The sequence below is a fragment of the Microbacterium sp. USHLN272 genome (genome assembly GCF_037149655.1).
Taxonomy (GTDB): domain Bacteria; phylum Actinomycetota; class Actinomycetes; order Actinomycetales; family Microbacteriaceae; genus Microbacterium; species Microbacterium galbinum.
Genome location: NZ_JBBCRA010000001.1, coordinates 1,681,786 through 1,700,769, shown reverse-complemented (window position 1 = coordinate 1,700,769; position 18,984 = coordinate 1,681,786). Strand labels below are relative to the sequence as shown.

The window sequence follows — 18,984 nt, the reverse complement described above, 5'->3', positions numbered from 1 at the left end:
CCGAGGAGCATCCGTCGTGATCCCACACCCCTCTTCCCTGCGCGCCCGGCTCCGCCGCCTCGCCCGCACGACCGGAGCCGCCGTGCTCGCGACCGCCGTCGCGGGCGCCGCGCTGCTCGGCGGAGCCGCCCCCGCCACGGCCGCCGACGGCGAGACGTACGTCATCGGCACCGACACGACCTTCGCGCCGTTCGAGTTCACGAACTCCGACGGCGAGCTCGTCGGCATCGACATGGACCTGCTCCGCGCGATCGCCGACGACCAGGGCTTCGAGGTCGAGATCCGCCAGCTCGGATTCGACGCGGCCCTGCAGGCCCTGCAGTCGAACCAGGTGGATGCCGTCATGGCCGGTATGTCGATCACCGAGGAGCGTCAGCAGACGTTCGACTTCAGCGAGCCGTACTTCACCAGCGGCATCCAGCTCGGCGTTCTCGAGTCGAGCGACATCGATTCGCTCGACGACCTCGACGGCAAGACCGTCGCGGTGAAGACCGGTACCCAGGGCCAGACCTTCGCCGAGGACAACCAGGACGAGTACGGCTTCCGCATCACGCCCTACTCCGACACGACCGACATGGTGGATGCCGTCAAGGCGAACCAGGCCGTCGGCTACTTCGAGGACTTCCCGGTGCTGGCGTACGGCATCCAGCAGGGCTCCGGTTTCCGTCTCGTGGGCGAGCCCGAGCTCGGCGGCGAGTACGGTTTCGCGGTCAACAAGGGCATGAACCCCGAGCTGATCGAGAAGTTCAACGCCGGTCTGGCGAACCTGCAGGAGAGCGGCGAGTACGACGAGATCGTCGACACCTACCTCAGCGCGGGCGAGGCATCCGCCCAGCCGACCGACATCATCTCCGTCGCCGTGAAGTACTGGCCGGCGCTGATGAGCGGCCTCTGGTTGACGATCCTCGCGACGCTCGTCGCCCTCGTCGCCGCCTTCGTGCTCGGCATCGTGTTCGGCTTCGGACGCCTCTCGAAGTTCCTGCCGTTCCGGTGGATCGCGACCGCCTACGTGTTCGTGTTCCGCGGCACCCCGATCCTGGTGCAGGCGTTCTTCGTCTTCTTCGCCATCCCGCAGCTGTTCCCGGGCCTGCAGTTCAACCCGTTCGTGGCCGGAGCGATCACGCTCTCGCTCAACACGGGTGCGTACATGACCGAGATCATCCGCGGCGGCATCCAGGCCGTCGACCCCGGTCAGAACGAGGCATCGCGTTCGCTGGGTCTCGGCCACTGGAAGACCATGCAGAAGGTCGTGCTGCCGCAGGCGTTCCGCATCATGATCCCGTCGTTCGTGAACCAGGGCATCATCACCCTCAAGGACACGTCGCTGATCAGCGTCATCGGCCTCGCCGAGCTGACGTTCCAGTCGCGTCAGATCATCGCCTCGACCTATCTGTCGGCGCAGGTGCTGACGATCGTCGCCATCATCTACTTCGTCGTGATCACGCTGCTGACGCTGCTCGCGAACCGCCTCGAGAGGAAGTTCAACGCATGAGCAAGATCGCCGTGCAGAACCTGCACAAGTCGTTCGGAAGCAACGAGGTGCTCAAGGGCATCGACCTGACGGTCGACGACGGCGAGGTCGTCGCGGTCATCGGGCCCTCGGGTTCGGGCAAATCGACGCTGCTGCGCTGCCTCAACAAGCTCGAGGAGCCCACGTCGGGCAAGGTCGTCATCGACGGCGTCGACCTCACCGACAAGAGCGTCAAGCTCGACGAGGTGCGCCAGCGCATCGGCATGGTCTTCCAGCACTTCAACCTGTTCCCGCACATGACGGTGCTCGAGAACATCACGCTCGCGCCGATCGAGCTGGGTCGCCTGTCGAAGTCGAAGGCGCGCGAGCGCGCGCTGGCCCTGCTCGAGCGGGTCGGCCTGTCGGAGAAGGCGGATGCCAAGCCCGCCTCGCTCTCGGGCGGTCAGAAGCAGCGCGTGGCGATCGCCCGTGCGCTCGCGATGGACCCCGAGATCATGCTGTTCGACGAGGCCACCAGTGCCCTCGACCCCGAGATGGTGGGGGAGGTGCTGCAGGTCATCCGCGATCTCGCCGAGGGCGGCATGACGATGGTGCTCGTGACGCACGAGATGGGCTTCGCCCGCGAGGTCTCCGACCGCACGGTCTTCATGGACGGCGGCGTCGTCGTCGAGGAGGCCGCACCGGCCGAGCTGTTCGAGGCGCCCAAGAACGAGCGCCTGAAGGAGTTCCTCTCGAAGGTGCTGTAGTTCGCGGCATCCGCTATTTTGCTTCGTCGAGCCACCCCTTTCTGCTCAAGCCACCCCATTGCGGGCGGTGCGGAAGGGGGTGGCTCGTTCGTGAAGGGGTGGCTCGGCGCTCGGCACACGGAATTTGCGACCGGACACCGCCATCTGATGGGGTGGGGCGATGACCGTGCAGCTCGTTCGACCGACCGCCGACCTCCTCGACTCGTGGGCAGCCGCCGTGGCGGAGTTCGGCGAGGGGCATGTCGACGGGTCGGGTCTGACGGCTCCCGTGACGCCCGACCGAGCGACTCTGGATGCCCTGATCGCGGATGCCGAGCGCCTCGCCGACACCGCGATCGCCCCGCCCGCCGACCGGGTGCACAACGACCTGTACTGGGTGGTCGACGGAGACGAGGTCGTGGGCTTCCTGTCGTTCCGGCACACGCTCAACGAGTGGCTCGCCGAGGCCGGCGGGCACATCGGCTACTCGGTGCGAGCCTCACGCCGCCGCGAGGGGATCGCGTCGGCCGCGCTGCGCCTCGGCCTCGAGCGAGCGCGCGAGATCGGCCTGGAGCGGGTGATGATCACCTGCGACGTCGACAACGAGGGCTCGTACCGCACGATCGAGCGTGCCGGCGGAGTGCTGCAAGACATCAGCGACCAGTCGGCGCGCGGCCAGGGGATGCTGCGACGGTACTGGGTCGCGCTCTAGAGCAGCGTTACTCGGCGACGCGGGCGGCGATGTCGCTGCGGTAGTGCGCGCCCTCCAGACGGATGCGCGCGATCGCGTCGTACGCGCGAGCGCGGGCCGTGCCGAAATCGGATGCCGTCGCCACCACGTTGAGCACGCGACCACCGGTCGCGAGCAGGTCTCCGCCCGGAGCATCCGGACCCGCCGTCGCGGCGTGCACGATGCGCACGCCCTCGACGGCCGCGGCATCCGCGAGGTTCTCGATCGGGCGACCGGTCTGCGGGGCCTCGGGGTAGCCCTCGCTCGCGAGCACCACGGTGATCGCGACGTCGTCGCTGAAGACGGGCTCGGGCTGGTCCTCGAGGGTGCCGGATGCCGCGGCGAACAGCAGCTCCGACAGCGGCGTGACCAGGCGCGGCAGCACGACCTGCGTCTCGGGGTCGCCGAAGCGGGCGTTGAACTCGATCACGCGCACACCCGCGGGGGTGAGGATGAGGCCGGCGTAGAGCAGGCCGATGAAGGGGGTGCCTTCGGCGTCGAGCTGGCGGATCACGGGCACGGCCACGTCGCGCGTGACCTCGGCGACGAACTCCTGCTCGCTTCCGAACTGCTCGGCGAGCCAGGGCAGCGGCGAGTAGGCGCCCATGCCGCCCGTGTTGGGGCCGGCGTCGCCGTCGAGCGCGCGTTTGAAGTCCTGCGCGGGGCTGAGGGCACGCACGGTGTCGCCGTCGCTGAGGAAGAAGAGCGAGACCTCAGGGCCGGAGAGGAACTCCTCGACGAGCACCGGGCCGGCGGGCAGATACTGCTCGGCGTGCGCGAGGGCCTCGGCACGGTCGGAGGTGACGATGACGCCCTTGCCGGCCGCGAGACCGTCGGCCTTCACGACGTGCGGGGCACCGAGGTCGTCGAACGCCGCCTCGACCTCGGCGGTGGTGGTCGCACGCACGGCGCGGCCCGTGGGAACACCCGCGGAGTCCATGATGCGCTTGGCGAAGGCCTTCGAACCCTCGAGCTGGGCCGCCGCCTTGCCCGGGCCGAAGACCGGGATGCCGCGCTCGCGCAGCGCATCGGCGACGCCCGCGACCAGCGGTGCCTCGGGGCCGATGACGACGAGGTCGATCGCGTGGTCGTTGGCGAACGCGGTGACCGCGCCTCCATCGAGCATGTCGACCGCGACGGGGGTCGCGTCCTGCGCGATGCCCGCGTTGCCGGGGGAGACGAAGATCTCGTGCTCCGCCTTCTCTGCTCGCAGAGCGAGGATGATCGCGTGCTCACGGGCACCGGAACCAAGGACGAGGATCTTCACCCGCCCAGCCTATCGAGCCTCGCCCGTCGGGTTTCGGCGGGTTGCGGCGGGCATAACTCCGGAGATCTGCGCCGAATTGCTCCGCATCTGCGTGATCCAGACCCAATCGCCGCGTTTCTCCGGAGTTATGAACAGGAGCCCCGGTCCGTGAACCCGTCGGAAGGCCCCGCCCCGAGGACCCCTCAGACCGGCCGCTCGTCGGCGACGTTCCACGGCACGGTCCACCCGGCCGCGTCGAAGATGCCGCTGAGCACCATGGCCGTGAAGCCCCACACGATCGTGCCGTCGACGTCGAACGCCGGAGCGCGGAACGTGCGGTCGCCGAACGTGCGCACCGAGGTGTACCGCGTCGCCGGGTCTAGCAGTTGCGCCACCGGCACCCGGAAGACCTCCACCGTCTCGGCGTGATCGATCGCCGCCACACGCGACGGTGTGCGCCACCACCCCAGCACCGGGGTCACGCGATGGTTGCTGGCCGCGAGGGGGATCTCGGGCAGCGTCGCCAGCACGTCGACGCCCGCCGGGTCGAGTCCGGTCTCCTCTTCGGCTTCGCGGAGCGCGGTGGCGGCGGCATCCGCATCTCTCGGCTCGACCCGCCCGCCCGGGAACGACACCTGCCCCGGATGCGACGAGAGCGTGGGGGCGCGGCGCTGCAGCAGCACGTCGAGGTCGCGCGCGACGGCCGCATCGGGCACCACGGCCGGTTCGCGATCGAGCACGCCGAACAGGATGAGCACCGCCGCATCGTGCGCGTTCTCGGGATCGAGGAGGGCCGGGAAGGGGCCGCTCCAGCCGTGCCCGGATGCCGCGGCGAGCAGCTCGGCGCGGGCGCTCTCGGGATGCATGCTCATGCTGCGAGCCTACGCGCGGTCATAGGGTGAGGAGATGGCCAAGAAGATCGACATCGTCGACGGACGCACGGCGCTCGACGTCGTGAAGCAGGCGGATGCCGCGGGCGAGAAGCCTCCGCGCCCCGCGCTCGCCACGGCCGTGCGGTATCTGCTGCAGCTGCTCGACGAGAAGGCGCCGGGCAACAGCGTCGAGGTGCGGGTGCCGCCGTTCGGCGCGGTGCAGGTCATCCAGGGTCCGCGGCACACGCGCGGCACACCCCCGAACGTCGTCGAGATGGACGCCGCGACGTGGCTCGCGGTCGCGCTGGGCGAGGAGCAGTGGGCGGATGCCGCGGCATCCGGTCGCATCGCCGCCTCGGGCACGCGCGCCGACCTCGTCGATGTGCTCCCGCTGCGCCCGTAGGGCCCCGGTACCTAGCGGCGCGCGACCACCAGCGGAACCCCCGTGACGGGGTGGGGGAAGACGTCGACGGGCTGACCGTAGACCTCTTCGATGCGCGGCGCCGTGAGCACCTCGGCGGGGGTGCCGGTGGCGACCACGCGCCCCTGCGACAGCAGGGTGACACGGTCGGCATGCGCCAGTGCGGCATTGAGGTCGTGCAGCACGATCGCGACGGCGACTCCCTCGGCCGCCTGCAGGCCGATGAGCCGCATGACGTCTTCGTGGTGCTTGAGGTCGAGGGCGGCGGTGGGTTCGTCGAGCAGCAGGATGCCGGTGCTCTGAGCGATCACGCGGGCCAGCGCCACGCGGGCGCGCTCACCGCCCGACAGAGACGTGACCGAGCGGGCGCTGAGCGGCAGCACCTCGGTCGATCCCATCGAGGTCGCGACGATCGCGTCGTCGTCGTCGGCCGCGGGAGTGCGCGCCCAGGGCGAGCGCCCCATGCGCACGACCTGCTCGGCCGTGAACGGGAACGTGACGGTGTTCTCCTGCAGCAGCACCGCCCGCTGCTGCGCGAGGGTGCGCGAACGGATGCCGGTGACCGGCGCCCCGTCGAGCTCGACCCGTCCGGTCTGGGCCGTCACGTCGCCGGCGAGCACGCCGAACAGGGTCGATTTGCCGGCGCCGTTGGGGCCGACGAGGGCGTGGATCTGCCCGGCGTGGATGTCGATCGAAGCGTCGTCGATGATCGCGCGACCGTCGCCGACGCGCACGGTGAGCCCGGTGCCCCGCAGGCGGACGGTCATGCCCAGCCTCCCGCCCGGCGGCGCGTGCGCACGAGCAGCCAGAGGAAGAAGGGGCCGCCGACGAGCGAGGTGATCATGCCGATCGGCAGGTCGGCGAGGGGCACGGCGGTGCGGGCGACGAGATCGGCCACGGCGATGAGCAGTGCGCCGCCGAGAGCCGAGGCGATCACGAGCGGCAGGTGCGCGGGGCCGATGGTCATGCGCATCAGGTGGGGTACGACGAGGCCCGCGAACCCGATGATCCCGGCGAACGCGACGGCCGCGCACACCAGCAGCGCCACGGTGACGATGACCGTGATGCGCAGCAGTTCGACGTTGAGCCCGAGGTGCCGTGCGGTGCGCTCGCCGAGGGCGAAGAGGTCGAGGCTCGGAGCGACGATCAACGCCACGACGATGCCGATCGCGACCAGCGGTGCGACGAGGGCGACGTTCTGCCACAGCGCGCCGTTGAGTGATCCGAGCTGCCAGAACACGATCTGCTCGCGCGTCGAGGTCGTGCCGATGAACGTGAGGAACGCCATCCCGGCGCCCGCGATCGCGTTGATCGCGACACCCGTGAGCAGGAGCGTGACGACCTCGGTGCGCCCGCCCGAACGGCTGATGAAGTAGACGGAGAGCACCGCCACGAGTCCACCGATGAAGGCGAACGCGGGGGTCGTCCACATCCCGAACGAGGCGAGTCCCAGGGTGATGCTCGCGGCCGCGCCGAGGGCGGCGCCCGACGAGACGCCGACGACACCGGCATCCGCCAGCGGGTTGCCGAAGATCGCCTGCATGAGCACGCCCGACACCGCGAGCGCGGCGCCGACGAGCAGGCCGAGCACCAGCCGTGGCATCCGGATGCTGTTGATGACGCCGTAATCGGTGGCGTTCGACGGCGCCCAGGCGGTGTCGATGCCGATGCCGTGCAGCAGCACGCCGACGAGATCGGTGGGGGAGAGGTCGTACTGGCCACTCGTGATCGATGCGATGCAGGTGATCACGAGCGCTGCGAGCAGGCCGATGACGACCAGCGCGAAGCGCAGCCCCCGGCGCGTGGTCGGCGTCGGGGTGACGACCTCCGAGGTCATTTCGCGGGCTCGGGCGCGTAGAGGGCGCGGGCGAGGGCGCTGATGATCTCGGCCGAGCGCGGCCCGAAGCTCAGGATCTCGCTGTCGGCCATGTCGATCACGCGGCGGTTGGTTCCGGCGGGCGTCTGGGCGACGGCGGGTACGCGTTCGATCAGACCGTCAATGCCCCCGACCGATTCGAGTCCGTCGGTCATCATCACGAGCACGTCGGGCTTCGCGGCGACGAGGGCTTCGGCGGTCATGGGCTTCATGCCCTCCCAGCCGATCTCCTCGGCGACGTCGACGCCGCCGACCGCGTCGATGAGGGAATCGGCGCCGGAGTCCTCGCCGAAGATGTAATAGACGTTCGCGCTGCCGCGCACGTAGAGGAAGAGCATGCGGGCGCGATCGGCCTCGTCGGCGGGCACTATCTCGGCGATCTCGGCCTCGGCGTCGTCGAGCTCGCCCGCGAGGCGTTCGATGAGGGCCGCTCCGCGGGTGGGCACGCCCAGGGCGCCGGCGATCTCGGTGACGAGCTCGTCGGTGGTGTCGATGCGGCGGTCGCTCGAGATGACGACGACCGCGATGCCCGCGTCGCGCAACTGCTGGCGCACCTCCTTGGGCCCGATGGTCGTGTCGGTGAGCACGACGGTGGGGGCGAGCTCGAGGATCGCCTCGGCGTTCAGGCTATGCCCGCTCTGCGTGACGACGGGGAGGTCTTCCGTGCCGGCGAACTGGGTCGAGGCATCCCGCCCGACGACCTGGTCGCCGAGGCCCAGGGCGAAGACGGTCGAGGCGATGGTGCCCGAGATGTCGATCGGCAGGATGCGGTCGGCCGAGGTGATCGTGACCTCACGGTCTTCGCTGTCGGTCACCGTGACCGGCAGCTCGGGCGCGGTGTCGTCGTCGATGGGGGTGATGGCATGGCTCGACAGGCAGGCGGTCGATCCGCCCTTGACGGCGCGGACGTCATCGACGAGGTCGAGATCGGCGAGAGCGACGGATGCCTGGGGGCAATCGTCCGCGGGCGTTGCCGAGGCGTCGGGGGTTGCGGCATCCGCGCCGGGCTGTGCGCAACCGGCGAGTCCGATCGCGAGCGAGGCAGCGAGGAAGACGGCAAAGACGCGGCGCATAAGGCAAGGCTATCCTAAAACTTGACGCGAGCCTCGCGCACAGCCTACGCTCAGAAACGGAAGCTGCTTAGTGCAGCCTAACCTAATCCCTTCGCCCGACTGCATAGCGGCACCGCCGGCGTGCGTGCCCGCGCACCCCGGGGCCCGGAGAGAAACCGTGAACTCCACAGCACCCAGCACCACAGCGACAGGCCGCGTCCGCGCGGCGATAGCTGCCCTGATATCGCTCTTCCTCGTCGTGACCGGCCTCACGGTCGCTCAGCCCGCGCTCGCGGCCGATACCGTCGTCACCACCAGCGTCACCGTGGCCGATACGTCCGGTGTAACGGTGCGGGCCACGGCATCCGCTCTTCCCGAGGGAACGGCCGGCGCCTATGCCGCCGTCATCGAGAAGGGCAGCGAGAGCGGCGTGACCGCGGGTGGCGGATTCGCGGCCATGCAGTTCGTGCGCACCGTCACCGACGGCGGCTTCACGGTCGACCTCGCGGGGGCGGCATCCGCCTTCGACCGCACCAAGGTGTACGAGGTCATCGTCTGGCAGCAGCACACGATCCCGGACGCCACCAACATCTACGCCCGCGCCGATGTCGCCATCAGCGCGGAGCAGTGGGATGCCGTCTTCCCGCCCGCGACCGAGCCGGAGACCCCCGCTGAGCCGGAGACTCCCGCTGAGCCGGAGACTCCCGCTGAGCCGGAGACGCCCGCCGAGCCGGAGACCCCCGCCGAGCCGGAGACGCCCGCTGAGCCGGAGACCCCCGCTGAGCCCGAGACGCCGACCGAGCCCGAGGTTCCGGCTTCCGCCGCGATCTCCGTCTTCCTCGCCGACGGCACCACGCCCGCGGCCGGCACCGCGCTCAAGGCCGGCGACAAGGTCGTCGTGAAGGGTACGGGCTACGACCCGACCGCCAACGTCGGCGGCCGTGGCGCTCCGATCCCCGCGAACCTGCCCCAGGGCACGTACGTCGTGTTCGGCAACTTCGCCGAGAACTGGAAGCCGTCCGCCGGTGCCGCAGCCGCGACCCGCTCGGGTTCGGTGCAGGCGTGGGCGCTCGCCGAGAGCGTGCTCGACCAGGTCCCCTCTCAGTACCAGGCCGCCGTGCGCGGCCAGTGGGTGCCCCTCGCGGCCGACGGTTCGTTCACGGCGACCCTGACGCTCAAGGACACCACGGCGACCCCCGGCTCGTACGGCGTCTACACATACGGTGCCGGTGGCGTGAGCAACGCCGACCAGGAACGCAGCGTCGCCCTCAACTACGCGCCGGCCCCGAAGGTCGCCATCTCCGACCTCGCCGTCAGCGATGCGGGCATCACGGCGAATGTCACCGGCACGCTGTTCGGCGCCGCGACCGGCGTCTACGCCGCGATCATCGAGACCGGCACCGAGGCGAACGTCACCGCCGGCGGCGGATTCGCGGCGATGCAGTTCGTGCGCAACGTCTCGGGCGGAGCCTTCTCGGTCGCGCTCGCGGCTCCGGCCTCCGCTCTCGACCGCACGAAGACCTACGAGGTCATCGTCTGGACGCAGCACACGTTGCCGAACGCGCAGACCATGCTCGCGCGCACGCCCGTCACGATCTCGACGGCGCAGTGGGACATCGTCAAGCCGGTTCCGGCTGCCCCGTCGATCTCGGTCTTCCTGGCCGACGGCGTGACCCCGGCCGAGGGCACCGCTCTCAAGACCGGGGACAAGGTCGTCGTGAAGGGCTCGGGATACAGCCCGACCGCGAACGTCGGCGGCCGAGGCGTGCCGATCCCCGCGAATCTGCCGCAGGGCACGTACGTCGTGTTCGGCAACTTCGCCGAGAACTGGAAGCCGTCGGCATCCGCTCCTTCTGCGAACCGCTCGATCGGCTCTCAGCTCTGGGCGCTCTCCGAGACCGTGCTGAACCAGGTTCCGGAGGCATTCCAGCCGACCATCCGCAGCCAGTGGGTCGACATCGCGGCGGACGGCACGTTCACCGCGACGCTCACGCTGAAGGACTCCGCGGCCAAGCCCGGTGCGTACGGTGTCTACACCTACGCCGCCGGCGGCGTCGTGAACGCCGAGCAGGAGCGCAGCGTCGCCCTGAACTACGCCGAGGCACCCGTCGCGACCGCGACGGTGAAGGCGGCGACCGAGGACGGTCTGACCGTCACGGCCGGAGGCTCCCAGCTGGGGTCGATCACGGGTGCGTATGTGGCGCTGATCGAAGCGGGCACCGAGGCGGATGTGACCGCCGGTGGTGGGTTCGCGGCGATGCAGTTCGTGCGCAACGTGTCCGGTGGTGCGTTCAGCGTTGATCTGGTGGCGGCGAAGGCGGGTCTTGACCGGTCGAAGTCGTATGAGGTGATCGTCTGGCAGCAGCACACGCTTCCGACGGCATCCACGATCTATGCCCGTCAGGCCGTGACGGTGTCGGATGCGCAGTGGAACACGGTGTTCCCGCCGAGCAGCCCGACGGTGTCGGGTTCGGTGTCGGTGGCGTCGACCGAGGGTCTGACGGTCGCTGCGTCTGGGTCGAACCTGGGGTCGATCACGGGTGCGTATGTGGCGCTGATCGAGGCGGGCACCGAGGCGGATGTGACCGCCGGTGGTGGGTTCGCGGCGATGCAGTTCGTGCGCAACGTGTCCGGTGGTGCGTTCAGTGTCGATCTGGTGGCGGCGAAGGCGGGTCTTGACCGGTCGAAGTCGTACGAGGTCATCGTCTGGCAGCAGCACACCCTCCCGACCGCATCGACGATCTACGCGCGTCAGGCCGTGAACGTGACGTCTGCGCAGTGGGATGCGGTGTTCGGTCCCCTGGACGGCCCGAAGGTGACGACCGCGGTGACGTCCGCGACCGCCCAGAACGGCCTGACCGTCACGGCGACCGGTTCGAAGCACGGCTCGATCACGGGTGCGTACGTCGCGCTCATCGAGAAGGGCACCGAGGCGGACGTCACCGCCGAGGGCGGCTTCATCGCGATGCAGTTCGTGCGCAGCGTCTCGGGCGGCGGCTACTCGGTCGACCTCACGGCGGCGGCGAGCGCGCTCGACCGCACCAAGACGTACGAGGTCATCAGCTGGCAGCAGCACACGATGCCGACCGCATCGACGATCTACGCCCGCAGCACGGTGACGGTCACCGAGGCGCAGTGGGACAAGATCTTCGGCCCGAAGCCGCCGCAGCCCCCGAAGCCCCCGAAGCCCCCGGTCACCCCGACCGCTCCGGTCGCGACCGTCCCCGGTGGATCGCTGCGCTGGGACGTGTCGAGCTCGTTCCTGAGCTACATCACGGGCAACATCGCCAAGGGCGCGATCGAGGTCACCGGTGGTGCCACGCGCGCCGACGGATTGTTCCAGTTCGGACAGGCGACCGGCAGCACCTACGACCCCGCGACCGGCCTCGGCGCGGTCTCCTACGTGGGCGCGGTCCGGTTCACCGGTCACGGCGGCATCCTCGATGTCACGGTCGCCAACCCGCAGATCCGCTTCACCTCGGCGAATGCGGCGACGCTCTACGTGACCAACGGCGGAAGCCAGGTGCCGTTCGCGACGCTCGACCTGTCGCGTGCGGGCAAGACCACGGCGAACGGCGCGGTCACCTACACCTCGGCCCCGGCATCCATCACCTCCGCCGGCGTCAACCAGGTGTTCCAGGGGTACTCGACGACTCTGAGCCCGGTCACGTTCACGATCGGTTCCGCAGCCGCGGCTCCGAGCGGATCGACCGGCACCGTCGCGGCGGCCGCGGCGGTCGTCAAGAAGGCGGCCCTCCCGGCCACGCCTCCGGCGACCACCGGTATCGAGATCGACGACGAGAACCTCACCGCCCTGCAGTCGGGCAAGACGGCGACGATCACGGCATCCGGTTTCGAGCCGAACGAGAAGGACATCCAGGTCGTCGTGTACTCGACGCCCGTCCCGCTCGGCACGGTGGATGCCGACGCCAACGGTGTCGCCACGTGGACCGGCACGCTGCCCGCCACGCTCGAGAACGGTGAGCACACGCTCACCCTCCAGGGCTCGGTGACCCGCGGACTCGTCTTCACGCTGGCTCGTGAGACCGTCGTGATCGGCGCCTGCACCGTCGAGGGCGCGAGCCTGAACTGGGGATACAAGGAGTCGTTCCGCACCTACATCGAGGGCATCGCGAAGGGCGGCTGGACGCTCACCGACGTGGTCTACCAGTACCCCGACTTCGTGTGGTCGAACGGCTCCGGCTCGTACGACGACGAGGGCGGCGCGGGCCTCGTGACCTACGGCGGCAGCATCAACTTCACGGGCCACGACGGCGCGCTGAACACGACGCTGGCGAACTTCCGCCTCGAGCTCGCGGGCGACACCGGCTACATCGTGGTCGACGTCACCGGCACCACGCAGTCCGGCGAGGCCATCGACCTGAAGGACGTGCGGTTCGCGGATTTCTCGCTGGCCGACGTCACCGCGGTCGACGGAGTGATCACGCTCGACGGCATCCCGTCGACGCTCACCGAGGCCGGTGCCGCCGCCTTCGGCACCTACGCCGCGAGCGAGGCGCTCGACCCGGTCAGCGCCGTCATCCCCGTCGGTGCGGACTGCGGAGTCGCGGCCCCGGCCGACGACGAGGAGACCGAGTCGGAGGCGACCACCGCGGTCACCGCCGTCACCGAGGTCGCGGATGAGCAGGGCGGCGTGCCGGTCTGGGTCTGGATCGTCGGCGGGCTCGTCGTCGTTGCCCTCGTCGGCACGGGCGGTGTGCTCATCGGACGCCGCAGCCGCTCGACGGCCGAGTCGTCCGTCACGACCACCGAGGTCTGACACCCGATCGAACCGCCCTTCCGCATCGCGGGAGGGCGGTTCGTCGTGGGGGCGTCGGGCTGAGGGCTCCGTGTTGGGCGGAGCGACGCGGTGATGGGCGGAGTTCTCGGTGATGGGCGGAGGTTTCTGGGCGAAGCATCCGCCCGACGTGGAGTTCTCCTCCCGTGACGGAGGAGATCTCGTCTTCCGCAGGGTCAGAACGGCGGATGCTTCCTGCGGAGCGCGAGTTCTCCTCCGCTGCGTGTGGCCGTTCGTCTCGCTCCGCTCGCTCAGGAGCCGGGTCTCAGGGGCCGCAGACACCCGGCTCCTGAGCGAGGAGCGGAGCGACGAGACGAAGGACGTGCCGCGGCCCGCAGGGAACGGTGGGAGAATGGGGGCATGTCCTCCTCCGAGACTCCGCAGACCGTCGAAGCGACCGTGCGCCACGTGCCGCGGTACGGCGTGTTCATGGGTATCGGTGTCGTGCTGGGTGTGATCGCCGCCGGCATCCTCACCTTCACCGGCAGCTTCGAGGAGTCGCAGGCCCTCGACGTCGTCTACCCGCCCGGCCAGGTCTTCGGATTCCTGCTGCTGTGGACGGTGCCGATCGGGATCGCCCTCGGCGGTGTCGTCGCGCTGATCCTGGAGCGCACCGGCCGCCGGCACGACCGGGTCGTGCGCGTCGACCGCGAGACGATCATCGAGATCCACGACGAGGCACCCGGAGCGCAGACGGCACCCGAGGCGCAGGTGGCACCCGAAGCCGCGGCATCCGACGCCGACGCACCCGCCCCCGAGCGCGACTGACCCTCAGGCCAGTTCGGCGATGACCGGCCGGATGGCCGAGTCGAACGCCACGATGTCTCGGCGCAGACCGTCGGTCACCGCGACGGTCAGATCACCAATCCACCAGATCCCGCGCTGCGAGAACGGCAGCACCTGCACGTTCAGCTCGAACGAATGGGCCCGCCGGCCGATGTCGCGCTCGAACTCGGCGATCGCGCTGGCGTACGCCCGGTAGGCGTCACCGCCGGTGTGGCTCTTCATCGACTTCACATAGCGGTCGTGCGCGGCGCGCGCGTAACGCAGAGCGGATGCCGCGTGCGCGGCGATCCCCGCCCCGAGTTCTTCCGCGCCGGATGCGGGCAGCGCCACGAGCGTGTCGAAACCGTCGATCAGTTCGAGGGGCACACCGGAGGGGTGTGCGCGCGGCTCGACCGTCATGTCCCAGTAGTCGCGCCACTGCTTCTCGATGGCCGACGTGGCGTCGGCGGCATCCGGCGCGCGCACCGGCAGGTCGCGCAGAGTCGGCAGATCGTCGGGAACGCGGATGCCGAGGGCCTGGCGCAGCGCGAGCGCGACGAGCACCGGAACGCTCGCGTCTTCGCGGATGAGCCACTGCGGCTTGTCGGCCATGGCCCCATCGTAGGGCTGTGGCCGCGCTCGGGGTGAGAATCCGGGAAGCAGTGCTAACCGCTGCCGCGCGCCGCGTCAACCCGCGCGCCCTTTCGACCGTCGAGGCGTAGACCGGGGGAAGTGGGCCATCCGCTGCCCGCGGACGAGAGGAAGAGATGATGCGCAATCAGGAGAACGAACGCACGGGCGAGGGCCCGGCAGCCGACGGCGCCGACGGAGAGTCCGGAGCGATGAGCGGGATGGAGACGGGGACCGCGCCCTGGGGCGTGACCGGCGAAGGCGACGCGCGGCACGGTGACGCCGCGGATGCCGGAGGAGAACGCGACACGGCCGACGATGTCGACGGGGCTGACGACGCTCAGCGCTGACGGTGACGCCGATGCGATCGCCTCCCTCCGCAGGAGCCGATCGCATCTCGGCACGCCCGGCGGGCGGTAGGCTGGACGCGTGGCTGCCTCCCCCACCAATCCCTATTCCGAAGCCGGCGTCGATACCGCTGCCGGCGACCTCGCCGTCGAGCTGATGAAGTCGTCCGTGCGGGCGACGCACGGCCCCGAAGTGCTCGGAGGCGTCGGCGGATTCGCCGGTCTCTTCGACGCGAGCGCGCTGCGCGACTTCCGCCGCCCGCTGCTCGCGACCAGCACCGACGGCGTCGGCACGAAGGTCGCGATCGCCCAGGCGATCGACAAGCACGACACGATCGGCCAGGACCTGGTCGGCATGGTCGTCGACGACATCGTCGTGGTGGGAGCGAAGCCGCTCTTCATGACCGACTACATCGCCTGCGGCAAGGTCTTCCCCCAGCGCATCGCCGACATCGTGCGCGGCATCGCCGAGGCGTGCGCCGCGACGGGCACCGCGCTGGTGGGTGGCGAGACGGCCGAGCACCCGGGTCTGCTGGGTCCGCGCGACTACGACGTCGCGGGTGCCGCGACCGGAGTCGTCGAGGCCGATGCGATCCTCGGCGCCGACCGCGTGACCGACGGCGACGCGGTGCTCGCGATCGCCTCGAGCGGTCTGCACTCCAACGGCTACTCGCTCGTGCGTCACATCATCACGGGCGCCGGCATCTCGTACGGCGACAACTCGGCCGACCTCGGCGGCACGTGGGGCGAGGCCCTGCTCGAGCCGACCCGCCTCTACACGCTTCCCCTGCTGCGTCTCATCGACGCCATCCCGGGCGCGGTGCACGCGCTCAGCCACGTCACCGGCGGCGGCATCGCGGCGAACCTCGCCCGCGTGCTCCCGCAGGGGAGCTGGGCCGAGGTCGACCGCAGCACGTGGTCGCCGAGCCCGGTCTTCCGCGTGCTCAGCGACATCGCCGGTTCGTCGCTCGAGTCGGCGGAGGGCACCTGGAACCTGGGTATCGGGTTCCTCGCGGTGGTCTCCGACAGCGCGAAGGATGCCGCGATCGCGGCGCTCCAGGCCGAGGGCATGCCCGCGTGGCAGGTCGGCACGGTGCGTTTCGACGGGCGTCCGGCAGGAGAGTTCGAACAGGGCGCCAAGGGCGTCGACGGTGGAGCGGTGCGCCTCGTGGGCGCCTACGCGGACGGAGCGAAGTAAAACCCCATGTGCGGCATCGTCGGAATGGTGGGGACGGCCCCGGTCAACCAGGACATCTACGACGCTCTCCTCCTGCTGCAGCATCGCGGCCAGGATGCGACGGGCATCGCCACGGCAGAGGCGAACGGCGTCATGCACAACGCCAAGGCGCAGGGGATGGTGCGCGAGGCGTTCCGCACCCGCGACATGCGTGCGCTGCTCGGCAACGTCGGTCTCGGTCACGTGCGCTACGCGACCAAGGGCACGGCATCGAACGAAGAGGAGATGCAGCCGTTCTACGTGAACGCGCCGTATGGCATCATCCTCATCCACAACGGCAACCTCACCAACACGCGTGAGCTCACCGCCGAGATGGCGAAGCGCGATCGCCGCCACCTCAACTCGTCGAGCGACACCGAGCTGCTGCTCAACGTGCTCGCAGGCGAGCTGCAGAACACCACCTCGACGGTCGACCTCGACCCCGAGCGGGTCTTCGAGGCCGTCGAGCGCACGCACGAGCGCATCGAGGGCGCGTACGCCGTCATCGCCGTGATCGCCGGCTACGGTCTGCTCGCCTTCCGCGACCCCTTCGGCATCCGCCCGCTGATCCTGGGGCGTCGCCCGTCGACCGTGCCCGGCAACGAGGGCAAGGACGAGTGGGTCGTCGCGAGCGAGTCGCTGGTGCTCGAGAACGGCGACTACGAGGTCGTGCGCGAGGTCGAGCCCGGTGAGGCCGTCTTCATCACGACCGAGGGTGAGCTGCACACCAAGCAGTGCGCCGCCGAGACGCAGCTCTCGCCGTGCGCGTTCGAGTACGTCTACCTCGCGCGTCCCGACTCGGTCATGAACGGCATCTCGGTCTACGAGTCGCGTCTGCGCATGGGTGACCGTCTCGCCGACACCATCGCGAAGCACGTGCCGATGAACAAGATCGACGTCGTCATGCCCATCCCCGACTCGTCGCGCCCCGCCGCGATGGAGGTCGCCCGCAAGCTCGGCATCGAGTACCGCGAGGGCTTCTACAAGAACCGCTACGTCGGCCGCACCTTCATCATGCCGGGGCAGGCGGTGCGCAAGAAGAGCGTGCGCCAGAAGCTCAACGCGATGTCGACCGAGTTCCAGGGCAAGAACGTGCTGCTCATCGACGACTCGATCGTGCGCGGCACGACGTCGAAAGAGATCATCCAGATGGCGCGGGATGCCGGCGCGGTCTCGGTGACCTTCGCCTCGGCGGCGCCGCCCGTACGGCACCCGCACGTCTACGGCATCAACATGCCGTCGCGTCACGAGCTCATCGCGCACGGTCGCACGATCCCCGAGATCGCCGAGGTACTGGGCTGCGACCACCTCGTCTACCAGGAGGTCGACGACCTGAAGGCCGCGATCACCGAGGGCTCGGTCGTCGACGACCTCGACATGAGCTGCTTCGACGGCCGGTACGTCACCGGAACCGTGAGCGACGAGTACCTGGCCTGGGTGGAGAGCTCGCAGACCTCCTGATGAGCGGGTCGCGGCCCTTCGTCTCGCTCCGCTCGCTCAGGAACCGGGTGGGGCCGTGACCGTGCCACGCCCGCTCTGGCAGGGGCGGGCTCTCGCGCTGATCGGGATCGTGCTCGTGGCGTTCTCGCTGCGTTCGGCGGTCGCCTCGCTGTCACCGGTGATCGACCACATCTCCCGCGACTTCCCGGTGTCGCCCGTGATCGTCGGCCTCATCGGCGCCGCGCCGCCGGTGTGCTTCGCCGTGTTCGGGCTGGTCACCCCGCTCGTCGAACGGCGCTTCGGGCTCGAGCGCGTCGCGGTCGGCGCCCTCGCCCTGATGTCGCTCGGACTCCTGCTGCGCGGCTTCGCGGGCGATTCGACGAGCCTGCTCGCCGCGACCGTGGTCGTGTTCGCCGGTGTCGGCGCGGGCAACGTGCTGCTGCCGCCGCTGGTGAAGAAGTACTTCCCCGACCGTCTCGGCGTCATGATGACGCTGTACTCGACCATGATGGCGGTCTCGACCTTCGTGCCGCCGCTCGTCGCCGTGCCGGTCGCCGACTCGCTCGGCTGGCGGGTGTCGCTCGGGCTCTGGGGCGGGTTCGCGGTGCTCGCGCTGCTGCCGTGGATCGCGCTGCTGATCGGTGAACGCGGGCGCGCGTCGACGGCATCCGCTCGTGCCGCCGACGTCGTGCTCGACCCGACCGACGGGGTCGACGACCTGACGGATGCCGCGGCCGTCGCCACCGGACCCATCGCCACCGTGCCGGCCAGCCCGCGCGTGTTCGGCCGGCTGTGGCGGATGCCGTTGCCGTGGGCGCTCGCGCTGGTGTTCGGCACGTCGTCGACCATGGCCTACGTCGCCTTCGCCTGGCTGCCGACCATGCTCGTCGACATCGCCGGCGTCACCCCCGCGACGGCCGGATTCCTGCTCTCGCTCTTCGCCCTCGCCGGTCTCCCGTGCGGGCTGCTGGTGCCGATCCTCATCGTGCGTTTCCAGGCGACGCGGCCGCTGTTCTTGTTCGCGGTCGCCTGCGGTGTCGTGGGTCTCGGCGGTCTGCTGCTCGTGCCGACGGTCGCCCCGGCGCTGTGGGCGATCATTTACGGGCTCACGGCGATCCTGTTCCCGTTGAGCCTCGTGCTGCTGAGCATCCGTGCGCGCACGCCCGAGAGCGCCGTCGCGCTGAGCGGATTCGTGCAGAGCATCGGCTACGGCATCGCCGCGGTCTTCCCGCTGCTGATCGGTCTGCTGCACGAGACCACCGGAAGCTGGCAGGTGCCGTTGATGGTCGTCATCGGCGTGCTCGTCGTGTCGATCCCCGCGGGTCTCGTCGCCGGGCGCCGCCGCACGATCGAAGACGAGTGGGAGGCGCGGCACGGCCGCTGGTGAGCTCGACG

At 70.0% G+C, this 18,984-nt stretch carries 16 protein-coding genes; 10 read left to right on the top strand and 6 right to left on the bottom strand.

Annotated features, from left to right (window positions below; translation table 11 throughout):
* Positions 1 to 16: 16 nt before the first annotated feature.
* The 3 genes from WFJ97_RS08155 (at position 17) to WFJ97_RS08145 (ending at position 2,908) form a co-directional block, all read left to right on the top strand.
* The gene (locus tag WFJ97_RS08155; RefSeq protein ID WP_247623628.1) at positions 17 to 1,492 is read left to right on the top strand and encodes an amino acid ABC transporter substrate-binding protein/permease; all 1,476 of its coding nucleotides are present in this window, start codon (positions 17 to 19) and stop codon (positions 1,490 to 1,492) included.
* Positions 1,489 to 2,217: an amino acid ABC transporter ATP-binding protein gene (locus WFJ97_RS08150; RefSeq protein WP_247623627.1), complete on the top strand. Its 729-nt coding sequence runs from the start codon at positions 1,489 to 1,491 to the stop codon at positions 2,215 to 2,217. The genes WFJ97_RS08155 and WFJ97_RS08150 overlap by 4 nt, the downstream gene beginning before the upstream one ends.
* A 160-nt stretch (positions 2,218 to 2,377) precedes the next feature.
* Complete coding sequence (locus WFJ97_RS08145; RefSeq protein ID WP_336641101.1) at positions 2,378 to 2,908, top strand: GNAT family N-acetyltransferase; 531 nt, start codon at positions 2,378 to 2,380, stop codon at positions 2,906 to 2,908.
* A 7-nt stretch (positions 2,909 to 2,915) separates the two neighbouring features.
* Here the strand turns inward: WFJ97_RS08145 and purD are convergent, their stop codons facing one another.
* Positions 2,916 to 4,193: a phosphoribosylamine--glycine ligase gene (purD, locus tag WFJ97_RS08140; protein ID WP_336641100.1), complete on the bottom strand. Its 1,278-nt coding sequence runs from the start codon at positions 4,191 to 4,193 to the stop codon at positions 2,916 to 2,918.
* Between the two features lie 182 nt (positions 4,194 to 4,375).
* On the bottom strand, positions 4,376 to 5,044 hold the full coding sequence (locus tag WFJ97_RS08135) for an NUDIX hydrolase (RefSeq protein WP_336641099.1): 669 nt from the start codon (positions 5,042 to 5,044) through the stop codon (positions 4,376 to 4,378).
* A gap of 34 nt (positions 5,045 to 5,078) precedes the next feature.
* Here WFJ97_RS08135 and WFJ97_RS08130 point away from each other — a divergent pair, with 34 nt between their 5' ends.
* Entirely contained in the window at positions 5,079 to 5,447 is a 369-nt protein-coding gene (locus WFJ97_RS08130) for a sterol carrier family protein (protein ID WP_247623623.1), read from the top strand.
* Positions 5,448 to 5,458: 11 nt separating this feature from the next.
* Here the strand turns inward: WFJ97_RS08130 and WFJ97_RS08125 are convergent, their stop codons facing one another.
* The 3 genes from WFJ97_RS08125 to WFJ97_RS08115 are packed head-to-tail and all read right to left on the bottom strand — an operon-like array spanning position 5,459 to position 8,414.
* Positions 5,459 to 6,232, bottom strand: a complete 774-nt coding sequence (locus WFJ97_RS08125; RefSeq protein WP_336641098.1) for a heme ABC transporter ATP-binding protein — start codon at positions 6,230 to 6,232, stop codon at positions 5,459 to 5,461.
* A complete protein-coding gene (locus WFJ97_RS08120; RefSeq protein ID WP_336641097.1) occupies positions 6,229 to 7,302 on the bottom strand; it encodes a FecCD family ABC transporter permease in 1,074 nt (357 codons plus the stop codon). Before WFJ97_RS08120 ends, WFJ97_RS08125 begins: the two co-directional genes overlap by 4 nt.
* Entirely contained in the window at positions 7,299 to 8,414 is a 1,116-nt protein-coding gene (locus tag WFJ97_RS08115; RefSeq protein WP_336641096.1) for a heme/hemin ABC transporter substrate-binding protein, read from the bottom strand. Before WFJ97_RS08115 ends, WFJ97_RS08120 begins: the two co-directional genes overlap by 4 nt.
* A 157-nt stretch (positions 8,415 to 8,571) precedes the next feature.
* On the opposite strand from WFJ97_RS08115, the gene WFJ97_RS08110 reads away from it, so the two are divergent.
* Together WFJ97_RS08110 and WFJ97_RS08105 are read left to right on the top strand one after the other, a co-directional pair.
* Positions 8,572 to 13,173: an HtaA domain-containing protein gene (locus tag WFJ97_RS08110; protein WP_336641095.1), complete on the top strand. Its 4,602-nt coding sequence runs from the start codon at positions 8,572 to 8,574 to the stop codon at positions 13,171 to 13,173.
* Between the two features lie 378 nt (positions 13,174 to 13,551).
* Positions 13,552 to 13,959 carry a potassium transporter Trk gene (locus WFJ97_RS08105; protein WP_336641094.1) on the top strand — a complete coding sequence of 136 codons (408 nt, stop codon included), beginning with the start codon at positions 13,552 to 13,554 and terminating at the stop codon, positions 13,957 to 13,959.
* Between the two features lie 3 nt (positions 13,960 to 13,962).
* Here WFJ97_RS08105 and WFJ97_RS08100 read toward each other — a convergent pair whose 3' ends face one another.
* On the bottom strand, positions 13,963 to 14,568 hold the full coding sequence (locus WFJ97_RS08100) for a zinc-binding alcohol dehydrogenase (protein WP_247623617.1): 606 nt from the start codon (positions 14,566 to 14,568) through the stop codon (positions 13,963 to 13,965).
* 158 nt (positions 14,569 to 14,726) lie between these two features.
* Between WFJ97_RS08100 and WFJ97_RS08095 the strand changes: the two genes are divergently transcribed.
* The 4 genes from WFJ97_RS08095 (at position 14,727) to WFJ97_RS08080 (ending at position 18,976) form a co-directional block, all read left to right on the top strand.
* Entirely contained in the window at positions 14,727 to 14,936 is a 210-nt protein-coding gene (locus tag WFJ97_RS08095; RefSeq protein ID WP_247623616.1) for a hypothetical protein, read from the top strand.
* A 79-nt stretch (positions 14,937 to 15,015) separates the two neighbouring features.
* Positions 15,016 to 16,131: a phosphoribosylformylglycinamidine cyclo-ligase gene (purM, locus tag WFJ97_RS08090; protein WP_247623615.1), complete on the top strand. Its 1,116-nt coding sequence runs from the start codon at positions 15,016 to 15,018 to the stop codon at positions 16,129 to 16,131.
* A 6-nt stretch (positions 16,132 to 16,137) separates the two neighbouring features.
* A complete protein-coding gene (gene purF / locus WFJ97_RS08085; RefSeq protein ID WP_336641093.1) occupies positions 16,138 to 17,610 on the top strand; it encodes an amidophosphoribosyltransferase in 1,473 nt (490 codons plus the stop codon).
* Positions 17,611 to 17,665: 55 nt separating this feature from the next.
* Complete coding sequence (locus tag WFJ97_RS08080; RefSeq protein ID WP_336641092.1) at positions 17,666 to 18,976, top strand: MFS transporter; 1,311 nt, start codon at positions 17,666 to 17,668, stop codon at positions 18,974 to 18,976.
* Positions 18,977 to 18,984: the final 8 nt, after the last annotated feature.